This window comes from Polyangiaceae bacterium (genome assembly GCA_016715885.1).
In the GTDB taxonomy this organism is placed as follows: domain Bacteria; phylum Myxococcota_A; class Polyangia; order Polyangiales; family Polyangiaceae; genus Polyangium.
Genome location: JADJXL010000007.1, coordinates 1 through 25,674, shown reverse-complemented (window position 1 = coordinate 25,674; position 25,674 = coordinate 1). Strand labels below are relative to the sequence as shown.

The window sequence follows — 25,674 nt, the reverse complement described above, 5'->3', positions numbered from 1 at the left end:
TCGATGAGGGTGCGGTTCTTGATTTGCCGCGATCGTGTTACCGTCGCGGCACTCGGTTTTTCCGAACAAGGGAGGCGTCATGATTCGAATTCTCGGGCCCGCACTCGTTCTCAAGCAATTTTCCACCGATCAGTACTCCGGCCGCGTGTATGTCGTCGGTCGCCAGCCAGGGTTCATGGGCTGGTTTCTCTCCGCCATCGGTGTGGATGCCAATACGGAGCTGACGGTGACTCCGGGCGAGGTCACATTCCGAAAAGCAAGCCTTTTCGGTGAAACCGTCACCGTATGTCCCGTGACGCGTGTCGCATGCGTCTCGGCCGGCTACGCCAAACCCGTCGAATACCTGCTACTTGCCGGGATGCTGGTCTGGACGGTCATCGTGCCAATCGTGATGCTCATCCTTTTCTTCCTCGAGAAGCGGATGTTCGTCATGGTCGAAACCACCGGGGGCGGCGCGTTTGCCATGGCATTCAAGCGCAGCATCATCGAAGGCGTCGAGGTCAACGAAGAGAAGGCAAAAGAAGTGGTCCAAATCCTCCACCGCAACATCATGGCCTCTGCTGCGGCCGACGGTCGAGGTGCTGGACCCGCTGCCGGCATGCAAGGTGCGCCCATGCAAGGCGCGGGGATGCAAATGCAAGGCGCGCCCATGCAAGCGCAAGGTGCACCCATGCAAGGTGGGTATCCGATGCACCCGCGCTGATAGGGTATTTTTGCGGAGTTGGGTATTTCAGGGCAAATTGCGCCAGCGCTGGACGCATTCCAAGGCGACGTCGGCAACATCGACGCCCGGACCAAGCCCGATGGATGAATACGTGGTCGCGTTGTAAAACTGAAACTGCTCGATGGGCGCCCAATCGCGCGGTGTCGTGTCGACGAAAACGTTTGCGTGAAGCCCGGCGCCTTCGGCAAGCGTATGCAGCATGGTCGATGAAGCTCCCCACGTATCGGCGATACGACCCAGCGGCGTGTAGCGATAAAAGACGCTCATGATGTCGCCGAGAATGGGGATGGTTTCACCTGGAAAACGGTTTGCCGGCAATGCCATCACGTTCATGGCGAACACGATGTCGGCGCCGAATCGTTCGGCGAGAAATGGCGGGGGCAAACCTGCGAGGAACGCGCCGTCGGCTTGTCGCGAATCTCCCACGAAATAAGCGTCGAAAAACGGTGCGCCACCGCTCGCTCGGTTGGCTTCCCCGAACGTACCATCCATCGCGGCGGCTGCGCGAGGTGGGGACATGGGGGCAATGCGCGTGGAGAGGGCCACGACGCGCATTTCCGTATTGCATACGCCGCAATGATCGAAGAAATCGTCGATGTAGTACTTGACGAATCGGGTGCTCAGCAGGCCGCCCATGACGGCTGCCGTGAGCGAAATGCCGCGGTTGGCGAGCTCTTGAACTTTGGGGAGCCCCCCAAAAGCATAACATGACGAAAAGATCGCTCCGCCACTGACGCCTGCGAGCAAATCAATGGGTAACCCTTCGTCCTCGAACGCTTGAAACAAGGGCACCAATCGAAACACCGATGCGCCCCCGCCGCTGATGCAAATGGCTACGCGCCGCCATGTGACCGTGCGCGCCCATCGCTCGAGCGTCGCGCGCGTCGTCGTGGCAATGCTCGACCAAATGGGCTCCGCGGCGGCAGCATTGACCTGCGATGGCGAAAGACGCATCCGGCACGAATCTCGTTCGGGCGGGCTAGGCGCGTTCCATCCCATGTCGATCGTATAAAATGTGGCGGCTCCGGCATTTCCCGTCGTGCTCGCGGGCAGCATGATGGCCGGCATGCCGCGCCCGAATGGATTGAGCCACGCTGTAACATCGGGTGGCAATGGATCGAATCGATGCGCGTACGCCCGAATGGGTGTGGCTACGTCGAAATAGGCGCTCGCCACGCCCAAGAATGCAGCGAGCTGAGCATCGCTCACTCCATTGCGCAATACCAAAAAATGCACCGTGCGCGGGGGCAGCGTCATCAATGCGGCGCTCACCTCCGCATCGACCGCATTCATGGTCGGCGTCGGAGGGAAGTTTTGGATCGAATTCGGCGAAAAGAATCGCGATGTGCCCAAAGGATCGACCACCACGGCGTAATCCCCGAGATGCTCCACGATCGCTCGAGCAAGCAGCTCCACGAGCGTCGGCAGATTCATTCCTGCCAGAACAATCGGATCTCCCTGGCAAAGTATGCGGCGAAAGCTCATTTCAATCTCCTATTGCTCCGCTCGACCACCACGTGCCAAGGGCGCGATGATTTCCATGGTTGCGTGTGAAAATGCCAAGTAACGCACCGTATTCGATGTCCCCGCGAGCTTGACTGGGTTGTCGATCTTTTGGTGCTCGTAGAGCGATGCGCCAAAAACTTCACCCGGACCAACCCACCGCGTCGGAGCACCCTCCATCGTCACTCGCAGCGTCCCATCGAGGACCAGACCGAATGCAAGCAACGCAACCGATTCCTTTTTGCCCGAAACCGTCACCAACTTCGCCGAGTCGACCAGATCTCCCAGTCGCCGCAAGCTCATATTCGGCAACGACCGGCGCAGCGCGATGAGCACCTGCGCACGGTTTACGCTCTGTGTTCCCATGTTCGTCCTCTAAAGTCGTCAGATTACGTCATGTCTATCACCAAGACGGACGCCAAGTCCAGCCATTGACAGCGCCCGCCGGGCCGATCACAACCGTGCCATGACCGCGACCGAAGGCGGGTCCACGACCAATTTCCGCAGGCACGAGCGCGCCATCATGGCCGCCGTCGGTGTCGCCAGCATCATCGGCGCGGCGATGACGTTTTACTTCTACAAGCAATACGCTGATGTGTGGCTCCGTAGCCCGCCTCGAATGCCGTCGTGCGTGCTCATTGCACGCCGCCTCTTGTCGCACGAAGAAAAGGTGAGCGGATCCATTCCGCACATGGCGCCCGACGGAAATATCGTTTACTTGCGCCGAAGCGAAGATCACGCCGTGCGGTGCATCAACCGTCTATCGACGAAAACGGCGTCCGTTTTCGCCGCCGCGCTTGCCGAAGTAGACCCGGACAAACGCGCCAAAGCTCTCGCCGCCGTGCTCCGAGATCACGTCTCCACGCAAACGTCCGCCGATGCCGAAGCCCTCGCCTCGTACCTGATCGCATCCTCGGCGATTCGAGCGCTGCCGAAAACGCCGGAAATCGATGAGTTGAAACGCGAGCTCGAGGAGCGCAACGCTTGTCGGTTCGCAATGCGTACGCCGTGCCCGAGTCGACCCCCGATGCCGCTCCGAGTATGGATTCTTGGGGCGCCGACGTCGGTGGGTATCGTCGCGTTCGTCGGATGGGGAATCAAAGCCATCGGCGCACGTTTGGGCGCCATTTTGGCAAAGCGGCGAGCGAAAAAGACGAAATCCAAAAAACCCGTGGAAAAAGAAGCTGCGGAAACCTGAACCGCTGTTCGTCAATCCATACCATCGTCTGCGACAATCTGCCTCGCAAGGTTTTCCAGGGCCGCTGCATCGTTTGCAGCCGCATCGGGCGATGCGGGCTTCCGAGGCCACGCAAGCTCGAGCTCGCCGTCGTACCAATAGACGTGTTGCAGATCGATGTACCCGTGCGCTCCGCCCGATGCCAATAACGCTTGAATGGCCGCGACAAACCGATCGAAAACGTCGCGACGAACCTTGCGCGGCGCGTCCGCAAGTGCAACGCCGAGCGGTGGGGCGACCCAAAGCTCCTGCGCCGCGCGATCCACGCGAAGCACCGTCGGCAGCACCGGATGTCCCACGCGGGCAAACGCACGCGCGCGACGCAGCGAATCGTCGTCGAGCGGCAGCACGAGCACCTCGCGGTCGAGCCATTCGTCGTGCCGCAAGCTCGCCATGTCGCGCCCATCGCCAAGACGCTTGGGCGGACACAAGCGTTCCGTTTCGGTCGGCCGCGCCCGCTCGTCCGCGTTTGTCTCGGTCGACCACACTGCGGGAACCTTCTCCGGCCACCTCAGCGACGAGAGCATGCGCCGCGCTTCGAACGCATCCGCCGGACGATCGGCCGGCAACTCCGCGAGAAACTTCGCGATCACTGCATCGTGCTCGCTCGTGAGCTCGTCGTTCTTCGCGCTCGGAGCTTTTGCAGCGTCCCACGCGCCTCGGTACGGCTCGGCTCCTTCGCCCGTGACCAGCTCGTACAGAATCGCTCCGACCGCATAGAGATCGCTCGCGATTTCCGCTGGCCTACCGATGCGTTGCTCGGGGGCCATGTACGCGTACGTTCCAATCGCGCCTGCCGTTGCCGTGCTGGACACGTCGCCCAGATGCGCTGCACCGAAGTCCGACAACATGGCCGTGCCGGCGTCGTCGAAGAGAACGTTCGCGGGTTTGACGTCGCGATGCAGAATGCCCAGTCGATGCGCTTCACCCAGCGCCGAAAGCACGAGCAGCGCAATCTCCACAGCTCGCGCCGGTGACATCGCGTCGCTTTGCATCTTGTCCGCAAGCGACCCTCCACGCATGAACGCGAGCACGATGGCCGGTCCTTCGGGAACGTATTGCTGCAAAGGAACGACGTTCGGATGACGCAGACGTTCGAGCGCTCGCGCTTCACGCTCGAACCTTTGCAAGGCATCGCGTCCCGCGCCTTCGACGAGTCCCGCGAAAATCTTCACGGCAACGCGTTCGCCCGTGATGCGATCGACGGCCTCGACGAGTCGTGCATGCGCCGATGTCGCGATTTCTCGCACGACATCGTAACGCCCATAAAGCACCACACCGCCCGCGTTCGTCGTTTTCGTCGGTGCGGGCGCATGAGCCTTTGCGTCCGGTGTGACGCCAAGACGCTCCATCTCTTCACGTGCTTCGCGCGCTGCATCGAGGAGCCCCGTTTGCTCGAACGCACGCGCGAGCAGAGGTAACGCTTGCCGTCGCTCCGGCACGGAAGGATCGATCTGTTGCAGCGCTTTGATGGCTTGTTCCACGCGCCCGTGCCGCGCGAGAAGCGATCCGAGCGCGAAGCGCGCTGCTGCATCGTCCGCGTTGCGTCGTATGGCTGCTTCGAGCGCTCGCGCTGCATCCGCAGGTTTGCCCGCGCGTTCGTAACTTTCGGCAGCATCGAGCGCGCTGCCTGCGAGCGCGAACGCTGCGGCCGCGTCGTCGTGCGCATCGAGCCGCGCGTACAAGAGCGCCGCGTACCGATGTGCTCCGCGCGCTGTCAAGTCCGAGGCAACGCCGAGCGCAGCCGGGCTCGGCAGTCGCATCGCGAGCTCGTCGATGGCTTGTCTTGCGGTGCTTTCATCGCCGCCGAGCGTGGCGAGGCGAATGGCTCGGCGTGGGTCTTTGGCGAGCAGCGCTTCACGCGCAGCACCCGCGAAGTCGCACTCGACTTCGAGGCGCCGCGAAGCTTCCGCGTGCGTCCTGACCAACTCTTCGTCGTCGTTCGGGTTTTGCGGGTTCGTCACAGAGACGAGGGGACGATCGTTGCTTTACCAACGACCGAGAAGTCGAATCGCAATTCGGCATCGTCGATACCGGGCGCAGCGAATTGGCCCTGGCGAATGCGATGCAGCGATATCGAGACGACCGCGGGCAGCGCCTCCCAAGCTTTGCTCGTCGTCACGGCGGCGGGAATGACGGCTTGTCCAAGATCCTTGTAGGTGCAACGAATTCCAGTGCCGCTCGGAGCGGTCAGATCGACGTACACCAAGTCGCTTTCGCGCGATTCGGAGGCCGTTTCCGCGACGAGCCAGGTGAGGTTTGTCGAGGTACCTTCTTCGAGCATCACGCCTTCGGCGAGATCCACGTTTCCGATCCGCACGCCCTCGGGGTTTGCCGGAGCATCGGCGCCGATGGAAAACCTTTCGAGCATGCCCGAGCCGGTGCTTTCCAGGACGTACCGACCGGGCGCGGGCAGATCGCTGCGAGCATCGCGTGACGTGTAAAAGACACCGGAAACCAAACCGCCAACATCGGGAAATGCTCGAGTTGCGAGCGGCATGCTGGTCGATTCGGCCGTGATCGAGAGGTCACCGACGTCGAGCAATTCGATGGATCCGAGGTCCGACAGGGCAGGTGCTTCGTCTGTCCCGGCAAACGTGGTGAGTGGCCTGCATTCACCTATGGTTGGAAGGTCGAGCCACGAGCCGCCGACGACACGTTCCGCGACATCCAGATCCGCGTTGGATCCAAGGCGCATGAACTTGGCGGATACGTTGGTTTGGACGAGCTGACCGTCTGCAGCAGTGCGTTCCACGAGCACGATGGCTTCGGTCGTGTAACTCGTCGCGCTCGTGATGTCGTCGTCGACCACGGGGGCCGCACAGCCGCCCACGACGGCGCCCAAAAAGGCGAGCAACGTGGACACCGGACGGTTCGAAGAACGCATGGATCCGAGTGTATTGCGCAACGTCGAGCCCGGCAAGCATCTCGCGGGGATTGCGTTCGCAAGCGCAGTCAGAACGTGAGCACGAGCGCCCCGGCCGGAGTCAATGTGAACTGTGTGAACTCTATCCGCTGCGTCTCATCGACCAGGGCGTTCACAAAATGAAAGGCTCCGCCCAGCTCCATCGCCACATGGATCTGACGGAATCCAAGGCTCAATCCCCCGACAAACCCAAGACGCCCGTCTCGAGCGGAAAAAGCAGTGCCATCGGCGAATGCGCCTTGGATGAACGAAATCCCCGGACGCGGACCAATCCACGCTGAATAGAGCCCCGCCGTGCTCCTCCAGCCAAAAAGTATCGGCAGATCGACTCCGCCGCCGAGAAGCGATTGCGGGTCCTGACTCCCCGTGCGCGGACGCCCGACGAGAAGCACCTCGCCACCAAGCCCGGCCGACAATGCGAGAGAGTTCTTTTTGTTGAGTTTGAACGAATGCCTGGCATCGAGCCGAATGGCTCGTCCGGTGTAGGAAAGACCGGCTTCGTTCGACCCTGCGATGCCAACTCGAGCCGACACCCAGGGCGCAATGGCCGGAGCAATCGTGCTGTTTTGGACTTGCGTTTCGAGGCTGCTTTGGTCGGTCCCCGCGGCACTCGGGAGGTCTTGCAGCACGACCTGTCCGGACAAACCCGCGCCTGCGGAGACTCGTCCTGGAGGAAGCACGTGTGCTGAATGAAGCAGGGGCAAACCCCCGCCACAACCCGACACGCAAAGAATTGCGAGGGGGGCGAGGGTCGTCAGGAAAAACCGTAAGTAAACGTTCCGTCGAGGCACTCGAACAACTGTACCTCGTGGCGCCACTACTTGCGGAAGCGCGAGGGGAAGTCGTTCGCGGCGGCCTTCTTTTTGAGGTCACCGTCGTCCGGATGGAGCTTGATCGCCCGGGCGATGAGCACCGGTTCCTCTTCGCGAATCTGCGGATTGGGCAAGCAGCACTCGACGGGACATACCGCCTGACAAGCTTCGTGATCGTAGAAACCGACGCACTCCGTACAGAGCTCCGGGTCGATCACGTAGATCTCGTCGCCTTCGCTGATCGCCTCGTTCGGACACTCCGGCTCGCAAGCGCCGCAGTTGATGCAATCTTCTGTAATGTAGGTTGCCATGGGGGATAGTTTGTCTTTCCGGTATGCGGTCCGGAAGCTCCCGGTATGTAGAGGTCGTCGCCCCGACTGTCAATCGAGCGGTCGGGTGGTGAGTGCAACTGGCGGAGGTTGCGTGCCCGGTTGCGGACTTTTGGGACGCGTATCCTGAAGCGTCGGCGGCTTTTCGTCCAGGGCATCGTGCATCGTTTCGGGCGCCCAACGGGGTTCGCACTTTTCGGGGACCGGGCGGCCCAAAGTGGTGGGCACCTTTCTGAAACGACGGGTCGGGGAGTGAGGCGCACCTTCTTGGGCAAGGCCGTGGTTGCGCGTCGGTCGACCCGCCGGTAGTACGCCTTTCCTGCAATGCAACGATCCAACGCGTTTCGGTTCGCTCCCGCCGTGCTCGCTGCCCTCGTGACTCTTGCCGGTTGCGCACCGAAAATTGGCCGCGAGTGCTCCACGTCGCTCGACTGTTCGCAACAAGGCGACCGCCTTTGCGACAACACGCAACCCGGTGGCTATTGCACGCTGTTCAACTGCGAGCCTGACAAGTGCCCAGAAGGCGATGGCGTTTGCGTTGCGTTCACGTCGCAACTCGATCCGGCCTGCGGCTCCACCGACGATGCAAGCTGGGGTCGCTTCGAACGCACGTTCTGCATGGCGGACTGCGAAAGCGACGGCGACTGCCGCGAAGGCTACGAGTGCGCTTCTCCGTCGACGCGTGATGGTCGCATCATCGACTTCAGTCCTCTCTCGAACCGCGTGTGCGTCGTGAAAATCCCGGCTCCGTCGGTCACCACGGAGATTCCCGAGGTTTGTCTTCCACCCAAAGTCGACTTCGACCTCACGCCGTACACGCCTGGTGCTGGCGGAGCTGGAGGCATGGGCGGCGCTGGAGGCATGGGCGGCGCTGGCGGAGCTGGAGGTATGGGCGGTGCTGGAGGTGCAGCGGGTGCTGGCGGAGCCGGAGGCATGGGCGGTGCTGGAGGTGCAGCGGGTGCTGGCGGAGCTGCTGGAGCTGGCGGCATGGGTGGAGCTGGCGGCGGGATCTGAAGGGTCCGTCCGGACGATCGGCATCCAAGACCAACGTCGGGTCGTCAGGGTGTTGCACGCTCGTGCGTGCTAGCCTTGCCGCGTGTTTCAAGCGCCTGCGCTACCCCGGACCCTGGCTGCGTCCCTTCGCGACGTGGCTTCGAAACAACCGGCCGTGCGCGAAAGTGCCGTGCGCGATCTCGTTCGATATGCGGACGAAGCGCGCGAAGACGTCGTTCGAGCACTCGAACGCGCACTTCGTGACGACGATGCGCCGCCCGTGCGATCCGCAGCCGCGCTCGGCCTTGCCGACATAGGAGGCAACGAAGCGCTCCCGGCATTGCTCGTTGCGATGGAAGATCCTGACGTGCACGTGCGCCAAATGGCCATCACGGCGCTTGGAGAAATTGGTGACAGCCGAGCCACCGAAAGGCTGCGCCGCGCTCTTGGCGATCAACGTTCGGAAGTTCGTTTCCAAGCCGTGATCGCGTTTGCCCGCGTCTGCCACGATCGGGCCAGCGTTATCGAAGCGCTACAGGCTCGCATGAGCGACACCGATCCGCTCGTTTGTCACATCGCACTGCGTGTCGCCGAAGAAGTGGGTGGAGGCGCTGAAGGCGCGATCGATCCAGCGCTCGTCGATCACGTGAAGGAGCTGCTCGACCACGAGTCGGCGCTCGTCCGAGTTGCTGCCGCGATAGCGCTCGGACATGCGGGCGATCGTTTGGGTGCAAAGATTCTCGTCGGCGTCGTGCGACGATCGATCAAGACTGCGGATACCGAAGACGAGGCTGCTGCCATCGAGCTGGCCGGCGTGCTTGGTCTGAAGGATGCGCATGCAGGTCTCGAAAAACGAGCCTTCGGAGGCATCTTCGGTCGCGATCGTCACGCGTGGCATGCGCGCGTTGCGCTTGCACGCATGGGTCACGAGCGCGCGACGCGCGAGATCATCCGCGAGCTCGAATCATGGGATCGTTCCAAACGCACGCTCGCCGTTGCTGCCGTTGGGCGCGCACGCATTCGAGCTGCAGAACCCACGCTTCGCGCCATGCAAGGCGATGCATCACGCGCCGATCCGCATGCCATCGAAGACGCGCTCGCTCTGCTCGCCGACGCAGAGGACGCTCCACGCCATGACAAACCTTCGCGCAACACGGGAGACTTCGCATGACGATCGCGAGACATCCGAATGCCGTCCACTTCGATCCCGCCGCGGGGCAGAACCACGTTGAAAGCTACTTTCTCAAGGCGAACGAACCGAACGGCGAGCGGGCGGTCTGGATCAAAGCCACCATCTACGCTTCATCGAGCGAACCCGGGCGCGCTCTCGCCGAAGGGTGGGCCATTGCTTTCGATCGTCGCGGCGGCGTGAACAAGCACGTCGCGGTCAAACATGTGCTGCCGTTTTCCAGCGCTTCGTTTGGCGACAAAAACCTCGACGTTCACTGGACCATCGCGCCCAGAGCGGCCGGCGAAGAGCCCGAGCGCCTCTCCATTCAGCAGGGACGGACCTCGGGACGCATCGTTCGTCGTGACGATTCCATCGCGTGGAACCTCGAGCTCGAGGGCGAAGCGCGAGCGTTTGTCCCGTACCCCTATGATGCGATGTACCGCGGAGCTTTTCCCAAGTCGAAGACGCTCACGCCTTACCCTGACTTGCGTTTTTCCGGCGACGTCGTGGTCAATGGCGAGCGCTGGGACCTTTCCGGTTGGCGTGGCATGCAAGGGCACAACTGGGGTCGAGGCCATGCGGACCTTTACGCATGGACGCACGTGAACACGTGGGACAGCGACGTCGAGCTCATCGTGGAAGCGATGAGTGGCCGCGTGAAAGTTGGTCCGATCATGACGCCGGTGCTCACGGTCGTTTGCGCGCGCTTTCGCGGCGTCGACTACTTGTGGAACGGCCCCATCGAGCTTGCGCGGGCGCATGGCGACATCGGCCTGCGCCGGTACAGCTTCACGGCCGAAGCCGGTCGAGCTCGCATCGAAGGGCTTTTCGAGGTCGATACGGGCGACATGGTCGGGCTTTATTATCCCAATCCCGATGGCCCGATGACCTACTGCCTCAACAGCAAACTTGCGCGGGCGCACGTGCGCCTCGAAGTGCGAGGCCGTCCGCCGGTCGTCGTGCGAAGCCATGCAGCGGCCCTTGAAATTGGCACTCGAGACGACGATCACGGCGTCAGGATGTACGTGTGAACGAAACGCGTTTTACCGAAGAAGATCTATTGCCCGATCCCGAAGAACGCCTTGCGCGCATTCGAGCGATCGTGGAACGAGTCGCGGCGACGGCGGGCGTGCTCGCGGCAGGCTTGTACATCGGAGGCCTCCTGGCGCTTGGAGCTTGTGCGGCGCCGATGGTGTTTCGTTTGACGCCGACGCCGTTTTCCGGTGACGCGATGGGCGCGGCGTTTGCCCGCTTCGATCAGATTGCGATCGGTGCGTCCGTCGTCGCGTTGGGATCCGAGATTGCGCGGACGTGGGCGGCTGGTCCGTCCGGACGAACCGCGGCGGCGCGCATTCGCAGGTTCTGCGCGATTTTGATGGCGCTTGCGACGACCTACGTCGGCATGGCGCTCACGCCACGCATCAACGAGCTGCATCGAGCGGGGGTTCGTCGTGATGGAACCCCCCAGGGCCAGGTGCTCGAAGCCATTCATCGTCGTGCGGAAACCGTAGGGAAGGCGGGGATGGTTTTCGCGGCTTCCTTCGTGGCACTTGGAATTTTCACGCTGCGTGTGCGGCGCCCCGAAGACGATGACGACGATGTTGGCGAAGTGTTCGCTCCGCTGCCCCCAGGCCCTCGCGACGACTGAACATTTCGCGTTCTGTTCGCTGCATCTGCTGGTCTTCAACCGCTCACATCGCTATGCTGGGGACGTCTGGAAGGCGCGGCACGTGGCCGTCGTTGCTGGCTGAGTCTTTCTTTGGTGCGTGGAGGCATCCGATGAAATTGAATAGTGCGTGGTGGCTTCTTTCGACGATTGGGCTTGGATTCATCGTCGCTTTGAACGCAGCAGGCTGCGAGACGGACGTCAACAATGGTACCGGTGGTTCGGCTGGCGGAGGCTCGACGTCGTCTTCGTCGAGCAGTTCTTCGTCATCCAGCTCGAGCGGCACGACCGATACGGGAGATTGGCTTGGTTTGCCCTGCGGAACCGACTCCGAATGCGGCATGGGCGGCACGTGTGCAACGTCGGCCGGAAACGACCCGGTTTTCCAAGGTGGCCCGTCGAATGGGTATTGCACCAAGGCGTGCCAAACCAGCGGTGATTGCCCTGGTGTTGCCAATATCTGTTTCAAGCCGGATCCCAACGCCTCGGAAGGTCGTTGCGTTTTGGGATGCGAGCTTGGTCCCGAGCTTCAATACTTGAACGACCCGCTCGACGAATTCAAATGCCACGGGCGTGAAGACGTTGCTTGTTATCGCGTGACGGCAGGCGACCTCTGTTTGCCCACCTGCGGCAATGACAGCGAATGCCCCGCGGATCGTTACTGCAATCTCGCGGCTGGCGTATGTCTGGACAAGGCCATGGCCCCGACGGGCAAAAAGCTCGGTATGACCTGCGACCCGATGGCCGCGCAGGATGAATGCGGCAATGGCTTCTGCATTGGTTCGGGCGACGGCAAGGGCTTCTGCTCGGGCGTTTGCGCGCTCGGCGGCGACATCAATTACGGCGACTGTGGCGGCATCGAAAATGGTCTATGCCTCTATTTGCCCGTCGTGATGGGCTGTCCGCAGGGCCAAGTTTGCGTCGGCGCTGGCGACGTCGGTTTCTGTGGCGGTGGCTGCACGGCGCATGATGAATGCGGCGCCCCCGACCTTTGGTGCCGCGGGCTCCTGATGGGTGGACCGGTCGGCTATTGCGTCGGCGAAGATCCGTGCCCCAACGGCCAAATGGATTGCGGTACGGGCACGACCTGCACCAATACCATCCACGGCCCCTACTGCATCGATACCAAGTACCCGCTCGGCACGCTCGAACCCATGGGCGGCGCTGGCGGCATGGGCGGTGCCGGTGGTGCTGGCGGAGCCGGTGGCATGGGCGGCGCTGGCGGCGCTGGCGGCGCTGGCGGCGCTGGCGGTGCGGCGGCGGCATGGGCGGCGCTGGCGGTGCTGGCGGCGGCATGGCCGGTATGGGCGGCGTCTGATCGATCCGTTCCTGCTGACCTGACGAAAGCCGCGGCGGGCCATGCTCGTCGCGGCTTTTTCATTCGTCCCGCCCGAATCCCGGGGCGTGTTACCGTTTGCCAATGCGCTTGCTTCGATCTGCTCCTGTGTTCGTCACCGCCTCGGTGGGCGGGTTTGTCTTGTGTATCTCGTTCGTCGGCAGCTGCTCGCTTTTTGGCGGCGACGATGGCTCCGGTGGATCTCCGCCCGCCGCTGGAAGCGGTGGTGACGCTGGCGCCGCTGGTGCGGGCGGCGCGGCTGGAGCCGGCGCAGGGGGCATGACTTCCTCCAGCAGTTCGAGCGGTGCGCCCGTCGAATGCGAGGACCACACGACGCTCGACGAAACGAATTGCCACCTCTTGAAGCAGGATTGCAAAGGCGAAGGTGAAATGTGCGTGCCGGCTGGCACGGGCACGCAGTGCGTCTACGAAACGGGCGTCAAAGGAGTTGGCGCGAGCTGCGCCGACACCAAGGAATGTTCGGCGGGCCTTCTTTGCGTGTTCTACGTCTGCGCGCCCATCTGTTGCCAGAGCCAGGCTCAAGCGTTTTGTGGCAGCGCCCAATGCAACGTCAACATCAACATTGGAGGAAAAACCGTTTGGGCGTGCAACTTCTCGAAGACCTGCACGCTCTTCGGTAATGATTGTCCGGAAAATCAGCAATGCCGTCTCGGGGATCCCGCCCAGGAACTTTCCTTGTGCGCCCCGACCTCCGATTCGCCCTCGCCCGAGGGAGGACCTTGCGACTTCTTGAATGATTGCGGTGCAAACCAAATCTGTTCGAACAAGGTTTGTCGCTACAGTTGTTCGCTCGCAGATTGGCAATCGAAAGCCCCTGGCGAAGGTGGGTGTCCCCAGGGTCAAACGTGCAACGGCGTCTCGCCGAACTACGGCGTGTGCGCGCTGTAACGCCGATCCCGCTGCACATACGCCCCTTTTCGCGCTAGGTTCCGCCCATGCACGACAGCCATGCGTCTTCGCCGCTCGCGTCCGGCGACTCCAGCGACTTGGGCCTGCTTCGCGTCCTTCGAGACGATGGCAGTGCGGATCCCGAAACCGATCCCGGCATGCCCGCAGACGTTCTGTTGCGTGCGTATCGCGAGATGAAACGTGTGCGTCTCATCGACACGCGCATGATGCTTCTGCAGCGTCAGGGGCGCATTCATTTCGCTGGGGAATGCCGCGGCCAAGAGGCCACGCCAATCGCCACGGGTCTCTTGCTCGATCCGTCCGATTGGGTTTTTCCCGCGCTGCGCGAGAGCGCGATCATGCTCGTGCGAGGCTTCGCGCTGCGTAGCTACATCGCGCAGTATTTCGGCAACGCCGGTGATGTTCTGAAAGGCCGCCAGATGCCGTCGCACATGAGCGGCCGGGCCGTCAATCAAGTGGCTTGGTCGAGCTGCATGGCGACGCAGATGCCTCACGCCGTCGGAGCTGCGTGGGCGGCGAAGATGCGACGCGATCGAACGATCACCGTGGGGTTTGTCGGAGATGGCGGTACGAGCGAGCCGGACTTCCACAATGCGCTGAACTTTGCGGGCGTCTTCAAGGTGCCGTGCGTCCTGGTTTGTCAAAACAACCACTGGGCCATCAGCGTGCCCGCGCAAAGGCAAACCGCATCGGCCACGTTCGCCATCAAAGGGCGAGCGTACGGCGTTCCCAGCATGCGGGTCGATGGCAACGACGTGCTCGCCGTCTACCGTGTGATGCGAGACGCCATTCAGCGCGCGCGCGACGGGCATGGACCAACGTTCATCGAGGCGCTCACGTATCGCATGGGCGCGCATTCATCGAGCGACGATCCCACGCGTTACCGCTCGCAGAACGAGGTCGACACGTGGGCGCAGCGCGATCCGATCGGGCGCTTGCGACGGCATCTGCTTCATCGTGGGCTGCTCGACGATGCGCAGGACGCGGCGCTCGAAGAAGGCCTCATGGCGGAAATCAGCGCGGCCGTTCAGGAAGTCGAGCAGCTTGGGCCGCCCCCGCGCGAAAGCCTTTTCGACGACGTATATGCCGAGCTTCCGTGGCATCTCGCCGAACAGCGGGCCGAGGTGTTGGCTCACCCGCCGCAGACGAGCGGGCATTAGTCATTTCTCCGGTCCTTCGCGGGTCGTGACGTTTTTTCCCGCCTGCTTCTCACGGTCATGGTAATCCGCGCGCGTTGGAGGGCCGCCGGTCCACGCTCGGGCCGCCTTTCCCCTCCTGCACCGAGGATCGATGAAGACCTACGACGCAATCGTCATTGGTGGCGGCCCTGGCGGCTACGTCTGTGCGATTCGGCTCGGACAGCTCGGCGTAAAGACTGTTTGCATCGAGAAGGAAGAAGTCGGCGGCGTGTGCCTGAATTGGGGCTGCATTCCGTCGAAAGCCCTCATCGCGGCAGCGCATTCGTACGAAAAAGCGCACTCGTCCTTTGCAACGATGGGCATCAAGGTCGGCTCGGTCGAGCACGACTGCAACGCGATGCAGGACTGGAAAGAAGGCATCGTCAAGAAGCTGACCGGCGGCGTGCGTGGTCTGCTCAAGTCGAACGGCGCGGATCTTCTCGCCGGTTCGGCGGTGCTCGTCGGGAAAAACCGCGTCGACGTCACGAAGGCCGATGGCACGGTCGAACAGATCGAAGCCAAGAACATCGTGCTGGCGACGGGTTCGAGCACCATCGAGATCCCGACCTTCAAGTTCGACGGCAAGCAGATCATCGGCGCCAAAGAGGCGGTCAGCTTGCGCAACGTTCCCAAGCGACTCCTCGTCATTGGCGGCGGCGTCATCGGCCTCGAGCTCGGCATGGTCTATCAGGCCTTCGGCGCGGAGCTCGTGGTCGTCGAAGCGCTCCCGAACCTCTTGAACGGCGTCGATCCGGACTGCGTCAAGGTGGTCGAGCGCAAGATCACGAAGCGCGGCGGAAAGATCTACAAGAACGCGAAAGCTGCGGGATACGAGCGTCAACCGGACGGATCGCTCGCGGTGAAGATCGACATCGAGGGCAAGATCGAGACGATCCCGACCGACGTGGTGCTCGTCGCGGTGGGCATGCGTCCGAACTCGCGCAACTTGGGCCTCGAGTCTGTCGGTGTGCACGTGGACAAACGAGGGTTCGTCCCGGCGGATCAGTTTGGTCGGACGAACATTCCGAACATCTACTCGATTGGTGACTTGTCGGGGCCTCCGATGCTCGCGCACAAGGCATCGAAAGAGGGCGAAATCATTGCAGAAGTCATTGCGGGCCATCATGCCGCCAAGGACTGGGCGTGCATTCCTGGCGCCATCTTCACCGATCCCGAGATCGCCACAGCGGGTTTGACCGAGGAAGAGGCGAAGGCGAAGGGCATCGAGGTGAAGGTGGGCAAGTTCCCGTTCGCGGCGCTTGGCAAGGCGATGGCGATGATGGAGACCGACGGGTTCGTCAAGGTGGTGACGGACAAGAACACGAAGCAGGTGCTTGGTGTTCACATCGTTGGTCCCGAGGCGAGCACGATGATCAGCGAAGGCGCATTGGCGCTCGAGATGGCGGCGTTTGCCGAGGACATCGCGCTGACGATTCACCCGCATCCGACGCTCGGCGAAGCGTTCATGGAGGCGGCGGCGCACTCGCTCGGCGCGGCGGTTCACATCGTGAATCGGTGAGGAGCGGCGGACGGATCGTTTGTCCACCAACGGAATGGAAGGTGGGCAAACGACGTATTCATTTCGCGTCACTCCTCATCCACATCTTCCAAGCAGTGAAAAAACTGGCGTACTGCTCTGCCTGCATGACCTAGCTTGCCGATTCGCCGCGCAAGCGGTAGGTCATGGGTACAGTGTTACGAGCCGAGGAAGGAGTTTGTCCCCATGTCATCGGTAATTCTGGATGTTCCGGACGAACTTGCCGAGCGTTTGCGCCTCCTTGCGGATCGGTTGCCTCGCATTCTTGATTTGGGGCTTCGGGCACTTACCGCGGAATCTCCTGCGGAGTACGCAGGAGCAGCCGAGGTTTTGGAGCTTCTGGCTCGTCTTCCGACGCCCGAGGAAGTATTGGCGCTGCGTCCATCGGCTGCGTTGTCCCTGCGCGTGAGCGAGCTGCTCGAGAAGCGACGTGCTGGCGGCCTGTCTCATGAAGAAGAAGTCGAGTGGCAGAGGCTTGCGTACCTCGAGCATTTGGTTCGTATCGCGAAGGCGAGGGCGGCGGCGAAGCAGAAGAGCGCGTGAGCCTGGTTCACATCCCGGTGGCATTGCGCCGCGCCGTTCACGAACGGGCGAATGGGCGTTGCGAATACTGCCTCATGCCCGAGGCAGTCACGTTCTTTCCCCACGAAGTCGATCACATCATCGCGCAAAAGCACGGGGGAGCGACAGATGGGGAAAACCTCGCTCTAGCGTGCGTACTTTGCAACCAGCACAAAGGCAGCGACATCGCGTCGATCGATCCGCATACCAGGCGACTCGAACCGCTCTTTCATCCGCGAAAGCATTTTTGGTGCGAGCACTTCGCTCTTCTGCAAGCGCATGTGCATGGGCTGAGCGGGATCGGAAGAGTGACTGTGAAGCTACTGCGACTCAACGACTCCCTTCGCGTCGTCGAACGAGGGATTCTCGTGGATGCAGGGTTGTTCGAGGTGTGAGCACGATGATTCATGATAACGGCTGAAGATTGTCATGTACGCGTGTCGTTTGTTCACAAACGAAATGATTTGTAGTCAAACTATATTCACGCTCATGCACCCTGTTTTTCCGCTTTCGTATGGGCGAACCGGTCGTGACATGTGCCTCTTGACTGCTTGTTCGGTGTGGCATCTACTCCGCTGTTAGGTTTGCCAATTCGCCACCGAGGACAATATGCCTGGACGACCCACAGACGAAGATTGCCTCCTATTCTCGCCTCCCTGATGATGGTTCGACCTCTGAATGGTTCGGCGCCCGATTCTGCGGACGGCAGTCAAAACCGCCAACCGCAGCGCAAGCCTCGGATATTCATTGGCTCGTCGGTTGAGGGGCTCGATTACGCGGAACAGATTCAGGCCGGGCTCGATTACCTTGCAGAACCTACAATCTGGCATCAAGGAGTTTTTGGACTATCTAAGGGCACGCTCGAATCCCTTCTCGACGCTCGAGATCAATTCGATTTTGCGGTGCTCGTTTTGACTCCGGATGACATGACCTTCACCCGGAAGAACAAGAAGAACTCGCCGCGCGACAACGTTTTGTTCGAATTGGGCCTTTTTATGGGAGCACTCGGCCGAGACCGAACGTTTATTGTCTATTGTCGAGACAAAGAAATTGATTTGCCTACGGATCTCTGGGGTTACGCCGGCGACATTTGCCGATCGATCGGATAAAAACATCAAGGCGGCAATGGGACCCGTATGTACTGACATCAAGCACGCAATCAAGCGGGTTTGGGGCTGAGGGGCATTCGCTGCAGCTAGCATCTAGTACAGGCGGTTCTTCACTCAAAACTTCTGCGGCCACCGCGCTCAACTCTTCCCCCACCGCTCGAAACAATCGTCCAGTACCCGCTTCCATTCCGCACGAGCTGCGTTGCCTCGACAAACTTTGCCGTCACCGGTGCGTGATACCCCTATGCTCGCGAGTTTGTCCAGGTCCTTGCCGATCGTCTCGCCAACTCATCCGTCGCGGCGAAGTTTCCTTCGTTGGTGCTCCAACATTGTGTTTCGACATGATCTGGACATCGCGCACGCAGCGTCCCGCGATCCTTGAACGCGATCGCATGCACTAAATCGGCCACGATTCCAAAGTCAGGACCCGGCCAGCCCGTCCCACGCTCGTGCCCGCGATTCGACAAGCGCAACGTTGCCGCGCGCCACCACCCCGGCTTCGCGTCGCCGAGGCGCTTCGTAAGGCAAGTTCATGTCCTCTGTTTTCCTCTTCCGTGCGGCATGTTCGCCAGCGGCACCGTTGGCGAACAAATGATTGGTTAGCTCCAATCTTCAACTTTCAATCCAGGCACCCTGGCTAGGTGTCGCACATTGGCCGTCACGAGCACTGCGTCTTCAGCGAGCGCGTGTGCAGCGATCGCTGCATCAAGATCCTCGATGCGTTCTCCTCGGCGTTCGAGCGTCGCCTTCACAACGCCAAACTTTTCGCTCACCGCGTCAGTCCAGAGTGTGCGTGCGAGTTCCTTGAGGATCCAATCGAGTCGTTCTTGCAGCGCCTGACGACGCTTCGAGCGAGGAAGGCGCTCGATTCCGTATGCAAGTTCAGCGATGACCGGCTGAGGAATTGCCACAGCGCCTTTGCTTACGCGGCGCAATCGTCCAATCACGGTTGCGTCGCCTTTCATCAATGCTGACACGGCGTTCGTATCCAGGACGTATTTCATAGGCGCCTCGGTTTTTTCGATCGCCTTGCTCTCAGCACCGCATCGAGCATCTCTTCAACGGCTGCGGCGGTTGCAGCGTCCGTTTCTTCGAGACGTTCAAAGAATCCCGGTGACCATTCATCGGTTGCCCGTAGTTCTCGTTCGAGCGCTTGCACGATCAACCGATTCCGGCTGATTCGTAGATACTTGGCACGCCGATCGAGAGCATCGAGCAGCGCTTGCGGCAGGTGGACACTCGTAGCCATGACTATACTCGTGACTATATCAGCGTGGTGCGCGAGTGCAACGGTTCGGCGCGCTCACCCCTTCCCACGTCGCTCGAAACAATCGTTCGGTACGCGTTTGTCCCGCCGCACCAATTGTGTGGCCTCGACAAACTTCCCCGTCACCGGATCGTGATACCCGCTCGCCCCCGCCAATCCCGGCACCATCCCCTGATAGTGCCGCACGATCCGCTCCATCAGCACCTCGCGCATCCATTTGCCCACCATCGACGCGAGCGACACGAGCAGATCCGTCGCATCCCCATCCTGCACGAACGCGATGTCCCCGAGCCCCGGAAACCGATACACGCTCTTCGGCCGCGTTTCCTGCAAGATCGCGTGCATCCGCCCGCCAAGCGGCCCGAACGCGCCGCTGTACTTGCCAAACCCTCCCACCTTCCCGCAAATCGCCTCCACCTCCTCACCCGCCATCGCTTGAAGTGAAACGATGAGCTCCTCCATCGCGTGCAAATCCATCGTGAATCGGCTCTTGCCCGCATCGAGCCCCTCGTTCAGCCGCTTCGTACACACGATCGACGACCGCACCGCAACGACCTCCACTCCTTTGCTCGCGAGTTTGTCCAGGTCCTTCCCGATCGTCACGACCAACTCGTTCGTCGCGGAAAACCCCTCAGCGTTTGTGTTCCAACATTGTCCTGCGACGTGATCCGGACACCGCGCGCGAAGCGCATCTCGCTCCTCGAACGCGATCGCATGCACCAGATCGTCCACCGTTCCGTAGGAAAAACCCGGCCTGCCCGCACCCCGCGCCGCAAGCGCTCGCGCCCACGCTTCGGCCAGCGCAACGTCGCCGTATGCCACCATCGCCTTCGAGTCGCCTAGACGCTGCGCCAGGCCTCCTCGCGGCTTTCGCTCCACGACGGCTGCGCCATCTTCCGTCACGCGCGCCATCACGGCCGTAACGAGCATCGGTCCGAGACGTGGGCCGAGTCCGTTTTCGTCCACGCCTATACGAAAATTTTGCCGCGAGCTCATGCGCCCACACCGTTACACGAGCAGCGCCTCGCGTCATCGCCCAGCTCGAAGCGGATTTCCTCCAAACTTAGCGTATCCTCTTCGTTGCCATGGCGAGCCTGCGTCGGACGATCCGTGCTGTCGCCCAGGCGAGTGCACTTTTCGCGCTCGCCGCTGGTGTCGAAGCGTGCTCGCGCCCTGCGCTCACGCGCGATGGACAAGTCGTTTTCACGCCCGCCGGAGGGCGTCGTGGAGCATCGGTTCTCACGGCAAACGGCGTCGAATTCATCGATGCCGCCGAAGTACCCAAACCCAACGTTCGACGCAGCCCGTACGAACCGTGGACGCCCGCAACCGGGTTTCTCCTTCCAAAGGATGGCGTTTGGCGAGCCACGTCGAAGCCCGTAGCCATCTCCGGTCCGGGCCTTGCCGTCGTCATTCGTTCGAGTGACGTGCTCATCCCGAGCTGGGGCGGCGAAGTGCTCGTGCGCATCGACGTCATCGCGCCTCGTGACGCGTTTCCACATGCTCACGCGTCGGTGCGCGAGCCTCGGCGCATCGCGCTCGTCATCGACGGATACACCAGCGAAACCGTGCATCACGCGCGCACCGTGCTCGACAACCTCGGCGCGCTCGATCGCATCGTCGTCATCGATGCCCAAGGCGCTCGCCTCGTCGTTCCTCCACTCCCTGGTTCGGATCACACGCTCCTCGATGGCGCCATCGCGCGCGTCGTCGGACGTCCCTCGAGCTCCAAGGAACGAGGCAGCCGCGATCTTCCGAAAGCCCTTGCTCTCGCGCGAAGGTTCCTCACGGGATATGCATCCGACAGTGCTCCCGTTGCTGCTGCGAGGCAGGTGATCGTCTTGACCGATGGCATCGGCGTTGCTCGCGGGGAGCTTCGTCTTGCGTCGGAAATCGCGTCGCTCAAACGATCCTCCGTCCGCGTATCGGCACTAGGTATGACGAGCTCGCTCGGACCGGCGCACCTGGTTCCGTTTGAGCACGAAGGGTTTGTCGGAACATCCGTGGACAAACGTGACGAATTGCTCGAGAAGCTCGTTCCTCCGCCGGGAGACGTCGTGCTCGAAGACGTGGAGCTCACGTTCAGTTCGGTGCCCGCGCCGGTGCGGGTGCTCGAAGTGTCCGGGGGCTTCACTGCGTTGTCGCTCGATCATGACCGTTTGGCGCTTGGCGACTTGTACGCAGGGGAAGCGCGGACTGAAGTGGCGCGCGTGGTGATGCCGGTGTGGGTGCCGGGCGAGCCGCTCGAGTTCACGGTCACGGCGCGTTATCGCGACGCTGCGACGGGCGCGTGGTTTGCCGCAAACAGCACCATTTTGGGACGTTACGACGACGATGTCGAACGCATCGCTCGCGCGCGCCATGGTGACGTCATCGCGTACGCATCGGCGCTTTCGATGGTTCGTCGCTTGGGGCGTATTTTCCAGGGCAGCCGCACCGATCATCTCGGCGGGCTTCGTCCCATCGTCGCGATGCAAGCCGATTCGCTTGCTCGGTTGTCGCGCGAGACGGGTGATGGTGCGCTCGGCGTACAAGCCGACGTGCTTCGCGCATTGCTTGGCGTGGTCGATGACTGACGCGCGTGCATTTTCGTGCCAGCCTCCTTTACACTGAGCAATTGTCATCGATAGGCTGCGCGGGGGCAGGCGCATGAGGCCGGGTACGACAGTCGGTGATCGCTACGAGATTTTGCAGCTTGCGGGTGTGGGAGGCATGGCCGAGGTGTATCGCGGCCGCGACAAACGCACGTCGGAACGCGTGGCGATCAAAATTTTGCTCGAAGGTTACGCGGGCGACGAAGACCGATTCGAACGCGAAATTGCGGCACTCGAGGCGCTCGAGCATCCGGGAATCGTGCGTTTGCTCGATCGCGGTTTTTTGTCGTACGGCGCCCGCTACCTCGTCATGGAATGGCTCGACGGAGAAGATTTGGAGCAGATATTGCTCCGCGGTCGCATGTCGATTGGCGCCACATTGGCGCTCGGCAGGCGTATTGCCGAAGCGCTCGGAGCTGCACATGCTCGAGGAATCGTTCACCGCGACTTGAAACCTGCCAATGTATTTCTCATTGAAAATCGTCCCGAAAACGCCAAGATAGTCGATTTTGGCATTGCAAAATTGAGCTCGCGAAGTCGTATCACGTCCGTCGGTACGCTCATTGGCACGCCTGGATTCATGGCTCCCGAGCAAATTCGGAGCGAGGTGACGGTCGATGCGCGCGCCGACGTGTTTGCCCTGGGATGTTTGCTGTACCAATGTATTGCTGGAGTGCCTGCATTTCCCGGCGAGGGCATTCAGGCGGTCTTGGCCAAAGTTCTTTTTGCCGAACCTGCACGGCTTCGTGATCTCCGCCCCGACGTGCCGCTTTCCATCGAAGAATTCGTCATGGGATTGCTTGCAAAGGAGCCCGATGCGCGTCCCATGGATGGCCGGGCCGTCGTCGAGCTTCTCGACCAACTCGATTACGTAGGACCGAATTCGCGCGTCTTGGCCACGCATCGACCTGCGGCGTTGACGGGCACCGAACGGCGGCCCGTTGCAGCGCTCCTCATTGGTCGCTCGCGTCATTCACTGCTGCCTGCCGCGAATTCGGTTGCGCCGGTGGTTTCCGAGCTCGATCGCGCCATTCAAACGCAGGCTGACGCGTTGGGGATCCCGTGCGAGCCATTGCCTGACGGGTCGCTTGCGTTGTGGATAACGGGAGCGGCCGTTGCCACGGACTTGGCTTCACGCGCGGCACGTCTCGCGCTGACGCTTCGCGCGCATGCAGCGGCTCGCCCTTTTGCATTGACCGTAGGCTGGGGTGCGTCAACCGGGAAAAACCCGCTGGGCGATGCAATCGACCGAGCGGCACGTACGTTATCGGCACAGCGTGCTTGGTCCGACCGTGACGATTGTCCCATCGTTCTCGACGAGATCACCGCCGGCCTGCTCGATGGACGATTCGATTTGCGCGAATTGGATTCCGACTTGTTCGTGCTCCACGGCGAGCGTTCGATATTGCCTGGTTCCCGGACGCTCTTGGGAAAACCCACCTCGTGCGTCGGACGTGATCGCGAATTGAATCTCTTGGCGGGGCTCATCGACCATTGCATCGACGAAGGCGTGCCACAAGCAGCGGTCGTGACGGCACCGCCGGGGCTTGGCAAATCGAGGCTCGCGCACGAATTCGTACGTTTGAGCGTCGATCGGTATCCCGAACTTTCGTTATGGGTCGTGGGAGCCGATGTATTGCGTGCTGGATCGGCGCTCGACTTGGCTTCACGGGTGCTCTCCATTCCTTTGGGAATTGCCGTCGCGGATTCGCAGGACGTGCGTCGGCAAAAGATCGTGGCCCGTGTTTCGTCACGAGTATCGCGCGCGGATGTGCATCGCGTGAGTCGATTTCTGGGTGAAGTCGTGGGTGCACCTTTTCCCGATCACGAAGATCTTCCACTTCGCGCTGCCCGTGCGTCGGTGCAGCTCATGCTCGATCAGGTGCGATCGGCATTCGTGGACTTATTGTCAGCCGAATGCGGTTCCGCGCCGATTCTGCTCGTCCTCGAGGATCTTCAATGGGGCGATTTGCCCACCGTCCGATTGCTCGACGCGGCTCTTCGCGACATCAAAGACAAGTCATTTTTCATCTTGGCGCTTGCTCGCCCCGAGGTTCACGAACGTTTTCCCAAGCTTTGGGCAGGGCGGCGGATGCAAGAAATCACGCTTCTCGAGCTGCCGAAAAAGGCGAGCGAACGGCTCGTTCGTCAAGCACTCGGCGAAAAGGCGCGACAAGATCTCGTCGACCGAATCGTCGCGCGAGCCCAAGGAAATACGTTTTACTTGGAAGAGCTCGTGCGGGCCGCCGCGGAAGGGCGAAGTGATGAATTTCCAGAAACCATCGTGGCGATGGTGCAATCCCGTTTGCATTCGCTCGAAGATGCGGATCGGCGGATTTTGCGAGCGGCCAGCCTGTTCGGGGATGTCTTTTGGGCCGGCGGCGTCCATGCGCTGCTCGGCAAAAAGCAAAAGGTTGCCACGATCCTGGAGAAGTTGAACGGCCTCGTCGACCGAGAAATCCTGTCGCTTCGTCATGAAAGTCGGTTTTCCGGTGAATCCGAATATGCGTTCCGTCACGCCCTCGTGCGTGAAGGTGCGTTTGCCATGCTCACGCCCGAAGATCGCACGCTCGGGCATACGCTTGCGGGTGAGTGGCTCGAAGAACGGGGTGAAACCGATCCATTGGTGCTTGCTGGGCACTTCGAATTGGGAGGGCAAGTCAAGCGCGCTGCCGTGCATTATCTCCGAGCGGCAGAACGGGCACATCGCGCCGGCGATGATGAAGTCGCCATTCGCCGCGCCGAACGAGGTTTGTCGCTCGAACCCGACCCGGATACGCGCATTGGATTGCTTGGTATCGTGACGGAAACTCGCATGTGGCGCAATCAGCTCGACGAGGCATCGATTTCGGGCGCCAAACTCATGCGCGTCGCGCCTCCAGGAAGCGCTGCTTGGGTGCGCGGCGCGCTTGCGCAATTCACGTATGAAATGCGACACGGCCATATCGACGTATCCATTGGGATTCTCGATACCATTCGATCCATCGATCCCGCTCCGGAAGTCTTGGGTACGCTGTCATTGGCGCTCGCCATGGCGACGGCAATGTTACTTACTGAGGGACGGGTCGATTTGGTCGAGCCCATTCAGCGAAGGCTCGATGCGCTCGTGGCTCCGGCTGCGGATGGAGACCCGATGGCGCGGGCATTTTGGCATTTGGCATATCCGCGCTGGGAAGCATGGATCAAAGAGAACCCGTGGCAAAGCCTCGTGCGTGCCAAGGCTGCATACGATGCATTTACCGAGGCGGGTTCGCGTCGCGGTCAGCATTTGGCTCGCGTCTTCATTGGAATGAATGAATGGCTTCTTGGCCAGAGCTTGCGAGCCATTGAAACGCTTCGTGCCGAAATGCCGCTCGAAGAAGAATTCGCCATCGTGGCATCGCTCCGTTCGCTATTTCGAGTGTTGGCCTTGCTCGACGCGGGCGATGCCCGCACGGCGCGTACGGAAGCAGAGCAGCTCATTGCGGTGTCGAAGAGCAAGGGCACGGATGCGGACGTTGCGCGTGGGCGCTGGGCCCTGGCGGAAGTGTATCGGCGCGCTGGAGTTTTGGGGCTTGCGGAGCGTGAGGCGCGTGAAGCGCTCGAATTGCCAGGTGCGGCGCCGCTCGATGCAGCAGCGGCGGCGACGATCCTTGCGGCGACGCGTTTGGCCGACAATCGTTCGACCGAGGCCATGCTGGCGATTCGCGACGCCGCAGCTCGTTACGAAGCATTACGAGCGTTTGGTTATCGAGGTGCGTTCATGCGGATCGTTCAGGTCGAAGTGCTGGATGCGACCGGTCATCACGGTGCTGCTCGCGA

Annotated in this window: 24 protein-coding genes; 15 read left to right on the top strand and 9 right to left on the bottom strand. The window is 61.5% G+C overall.

Annotated elements, in window-relative coordinates; genetic code table 11:
- Nucleotides 1–79 precede the first annotated feature (79 nt).
- The gene (locus tag IPM54_10700) at nt 80–703 is read left to right on the top strand and encodes a hypothetical protein (protein MBK9260293.1); all 624 of its coding nucleotides are present in this window, start codon (nt 80–82) and stop codon (nt 701–703) included.
- 27 nt (nt 704–730) lie between these two features.
- On the opposite strand, the gene IPM54_10695 is transcribed toward IPM54_10700, so the two are convergent.
- Together IPM54_10695 and IPM54_10690 are read right to left on the bottom strand one after the other, a co-directional pair.
- Entirely contained in the window at nt 731–2,209 is a 1,479-nt protein-coding gene (locus IPM54_10695) for a hypothetical protein (protein ID MBK9260292.1), read from the bottom strand.
- Between the two features lie 9 nt (nt 2,210–2,218).
- Nucleotides 2,219–2,593, bottom strand: a complete 375-nt coding sequence (locus IPM54_10690) for a hypothetical protein (protein MBK9260291.1) — start codon at nt 2,591–2,593, stop codon at nt 2,219–2,221.
- Nucleotides 2,594–2,693: 100 nt separating this feature from the next.
- On the opposite strand from IPM54_10690, the gene IPM54_10685 reads away from it, so the two are divergent.
- Nucleotides 2,694–3,425: a hypothetical protein gene (locus IPM54_10685; protein MBK9260290.1), complete on the top strand. Its 732-nt coding sequence runs from the start codon at nt 2,694–2,696 to the stop codon at nt 3,423–3,425.
- Between the two features lie 11 nt (nt 3,426–3,436).
- Here the strand turns inward: IPM54_10685 and IPM54_10680 are convergent, their stop codons facing one another.
- From IPM54_10680 to IPM54_10665, 4 genes are all read right to left on the bottom strand, one after another.
- Complete coding sequence (locus tag IPM54_10680) at nt 3,437–5,428, bottom strand: serine/threonine protein kinase (GenBank protein MBK9260289.1); 1,992 nt, start codon at nt 5,426–5,428, stop codon at nt 3,437–3,439.
- On the bottom strand, nt 5,425–6,351 hold the full coding sequence (locus tag IPM54_10675; protein MBK9260288.1) for a hypothetical protein: 927 nt from the start codon (nt 6,349–6,351) through the stop codon (nt 5,425–5,427). Before IPM54_10675 ends, IPM54_10680 begins: the two co-directional genes overlap by 4 nt.
- 68 nt (nt 6,352–6,419) lie before the next feature.
- Nucleotides 6,420–7,181 carry a hypothetical protein gene (locus IPM54_10670; GenBank protein ID MBK9260287.1) on the bottom strand — a complete coding sequence of 254 codons (762 nt, stop codon included), beginning with the start codon at nt 7,179–7,181 and terminating at the stop codon, nt 6,420–6,422.
- A 26-nt stretch (nt 7,182–7,207) separates the two neighbouring features.
- The gene (locus IPM54_10665) at nt 7,208–7,513 is read right to left on the bottom strand and encodes a YfhL family 4Fe-4S dicluster ferredoxin (GenBank protein MBK9260286.1); all 306 of its coding nucleotides are present in this window, start codon (nt 7,511–7,513) and stop codon (nt 7,208–7,210) included.
- Nucleotides 7,514–7,855: 342 nt separating this feature from the next.
- On the opposite strand from IPM54_10665, the gene IPM54_10660 reads away from it, so the two are divergent.
- The 11 genes from IPM54_10660 to IPM54_10610 all read left to right on the top strand — a co-directional run bounded on the left by IPM54_10660 (nt 7,856) and on the right by IPM54_10610 (nt 18,012).
- Nucleotides 7,856–8,545 (top strand): hypothetical protein, encoded by a 690-nt coding sequence (locus IPM54_10660; GenBank protein MBK9260285.1) that lies wholly within the window; start codon nt 7,856–7,858, stop codon nt 8,543–8,545.
- Nucleotides 8,546–8,627: 82 nt separating this feature from the next.
- Nucleotides 8,628–9,695 (top strand): HEAT repeat domain-containing protein, encoded by a 1,068-nt coding sequence (locus IPM54_10655; protein MBK9260284.1) that lies wholly within the window; start codon nt 8,628–8,630, stop codon nt 9,693–9,695.
- Nucleotides 9,692–10,726, top strand: a complete 1,035-nt coding sequence (locus IPM54_10650) for a hypothetical protein (GenBank protein ID MBK9260283.1) — start codon at nt 9,692–9,694, stop codon at nt 10,724–10,726. The genes IPM54_10655 and IPM54_10650 overlap by 4 nt, the downstream gene beginning before the upstream one ends.
- Entirely contained in the window at nt 10,723–11,343 is a 621-nt protein-coding gene (locus tag IPM54_10645) for a DUF4149 domain-containing protein (protein ID MBK9260282.1), read from the top strand. The genes IPM54_10650 and IPM54_10645 overlap by 4 nt, the downstream gene beginning before the upstream one ends.
- 131 nt (nt 11,344–11,474) lie before the next feature.
- The gene (locus IPM54_10640) at nt 11,475–12,980 is read left to right on the top strand and encodes a hypothetical protein (GenBank protein ID MBK9260281.1); all 1,506 of its coding nucleotides are present in this window, start codon (nt 11,475–11,477) and stop codon (nt 12,978–12,980) included.
- A complete protein-coding gene (locus tag IPM54_10635; GenBank protein ID MBK9260280.1) occupies nt 12,977–13,606 on the top strand; it encodes a hypothetical protein in 630 nt (209 codons plus the stop codon). The genes IPM54_10640 and IPM54_10635 overlap by 4 nt, the downstream gene beginning before the upstream one ends.
- Before the next feature lie 47 nt (nt 13,607–13,653).
- Nucleotides 13,654–14,787: a thiamine pyrophosphate-dependent dehydrogenase E1 component subunit alpha gene (locus tag IPM54_10630; protein MBK9260279.1), complete on the top strand. Its 1,134-nt coding sequence runs from the start codon at nt 13,654–13,656 to the stop codon at nt 14,785–14,787.
- A 130-nt stretch (nt 14,788–14,917) separates the two neighbouring features.
- Nucleotides 14,918–16,324, top strand: coding sequence for a dihydrolipoyl dehydrogenase (gene lpdA, locus IPM54_10625; protein MBK9260278.1), 1,407 nt, complete (start codon nt 14,918–14,920; stop codon nt 16,322–16,324).
- Between the two features lie 204 nt (nt 16,325–16,528).
- Complete coding sequence (locus IPM54_10620) at nt 16,529–16,885, top strand: hypothetical protein (protein MBK9260277.1); 357 nt, start codon at nt 16,529–16,531, stop codon at nt 16,883–16,885.
- Nucleotides 16,882–17,298, top strand: a complete 417-nt coding sequence (locus tag IPM54_10615) for an HNH endonuclease (protein ID MBK9260276.1) — start codon at nt 16,882–16,884, stop codon at nt 17,296–17,298. Before IPM54_10620 ends, IPM54_10615 begins: the two co-directional genes overlap by 4 nt.
- A 264-nt stretch (nt 17,299–17,562) precedes the next feature.
- Nucleotides 17,563–18,012 (top strand): nucleotide-binding protein, encoded by a 450-nt coding sequence (locus tag IPM54_10610; protein MBK9260275.1) that lies wholly within the window; start codon nt 17,563–17,565, stop codon nt 18,010–18,012.
- A gap of 599 nt (nt 18,013–18,611) precedes the next feature.
- Here IPM54_10610 and IPM54_10605 read toward each other — a convergent pair.
- The 3 genes from IPM54_10605 to IPM54_10595 are packed head-to-tail and all read right to left on the bottom strand — an operon-like array spanning nt 18,612 to nt 20,275.
- Nucleotides 18,612–19,016 (bottom strand): PIN domain-containing protein, encoded by a 405-nt coding sequence (locus tag IPM54_10605; protein MBK9260274.1) that lies wholly within the window; start codon nt 19,014–19,016, stop codon nt 18,612–18,614.
- A complete protein-coding gene (locus IPM54_10600) occupies nt 19,013–19,261 on the bottom strand; it encodes a ribbon-helix-helix protein, CopG family (GenBank protein ID MBK9260273.1) in 249 nt (82 codons plus the stop codon). Before IPM54_10600 ends, IPM54_10605 begins: the two co-directional genes overlap by 4 nt.
- 54 nt (nt 19,262–19,315) lie before the next feature.
- Nucleotides 19,316–20,275 carry a hypothetical protein gene (locus tag IPM54_10595; GenBank protein MBK9260272.1) on the bottom strand — a complete coding sequence of 320 codons (960 nt, stop codon included), beginning with the start codon at nt 20,273–20,275 and terminating at the stop codon, nt 19,316–19,318.
- Between the two features lie 89 nt (nt 20,276–20,364).
- Here IPM54_10595 and IPM54_10590 point away from each other — a divergent pair, with 89 nt between their 5' ends.
- Entirely contained in the window at nt 20,365–21,855 is a 1,491-nt protein-coding gene (locus tag IPM54_10590) for a VWA domain-containing protein (protein MBK9260271.1), read from the top strand.
- Between the two features lie 73 nt (nt 21,856–21,928).
- A partial coding sequence (locus IPM54_10585) for a protein kinase (GenBank protein ID MBK9260270.1) occupies nt 21,929–25,674 on the top strand: 3,746 nt, incomplete at its 3' end.